At 46.4% G+C, this 1,127-nt stretch carries 1 protein-coding gene; it reads left to right on the top strand.

Annotated features, from left to right (window positions below; all coding sequences use genetic code 11):
- Positions 1-161 precede the first annotated feature (161 nt).
- Complete coding sequence (locus A3751_RS15020; protein WP_068457594.1) at positions 162-935, top strand: ABC transporter substrate-binding protein; 774 nt, start codon at positions 162-164, stop codon at positions 933-935.
- Positions 936-1,127: the final 192 nt, after the last annotated feature.

Here is a 1,127-nt window from a genome sequence, read left to right as displayed (position 1 = left end):
ACATCAATTTCGTGTCATTCACCGATAATTAATAAGTACCTAAAACTCGGGTTGTAGACTAAACTAAATGCGAGTGAGTGAGAGTGTAGTCGTTCAAGTGAAAGACGCGAGATTCTCTGAGTTCTGAATGAAAGCCTAGCCATCCGACTTAAGGAGGTGTCATGAGATCGAAACTTGCGATTCAAGCGCGAGCTCTGACGACTATTGCCTTAAGTTTCCTGTTTACCTTCTTCACCAGCACCGTTTCTTCGGAACAACTCGATTATTACGTTGTTGAGGGTTTAACAGAGCCTTTTCAAATTAGCGATCCAGACGCAACTCAAAAAGGCTTCATTACGGAAGTTGTCGAGGCACTGGCAGCAAAGCTGAACATTGAGCTGGTGACACATGTTGCACCATCACCTCGCATTGAATTACTTTTAAAAGACGAGAGTAAGACAAACTGGATTGCCTACGATAGCCCCGCTTGGAAATCGATACCAATGGGGGTTCCACTCAGCACACCACTTTTAAGTGTGACCCATTCTGCCGTGCACTGCGGGCACAGGCATGATTTTGCAAACCGCATACAAGGCCACAGTTTTGCTGTGTTGAAACACTTTCGTTACCCAGGCTTAAGCCGTCTTGCAAAAGAAGGCGACATTGAACTTGTTCCAACCAAGAGTTACGAGCAAGGCTTTCAGCTTGTTGATTTGAAACGCGTCGATGGTTTTATCGAGATGGACTCGCGCCTCAGATATAAGCTCAACAACGCAACGCCTCCACCGACATGCCGAGAAATTAGTAGCATTGGCGACGCGGAACCCGCGTATGATCTTGTTTTAATGGTCAGTCAAAGCATGAAGGCGAAAAGACGAGCGCAGCTAGACAACGCACTTCAACAACTTAGTGACAACGGCCTGCTCCAGCAGCTCCTTGAGAAATACACCAATTAGCATGCATTCCATTTCTTCCGTACTTGGCGCATTAAAAGCTGGGCAAATAGCTGCCCTATACAGGCTTAAGCAAACCAAGATGGTTATATTGGCATTGTGGTTATGTTTCGTTTTTTCCGCTACTTCGTCTGCCGACGAGCATACCGTTAGCATCTGTATTGATGACTGGCCTCCGCACATCGTCAATGCCGG

The sequence above is a fragment of the Oleiphilus sp. HI0080 genome, from assembly GCF_001635135.1.
The sequence above is the reverse complement of the archived record's forward strand: the minus strand, read 5'-3'. Positions and strand labels throughout refer to the sequence as shown.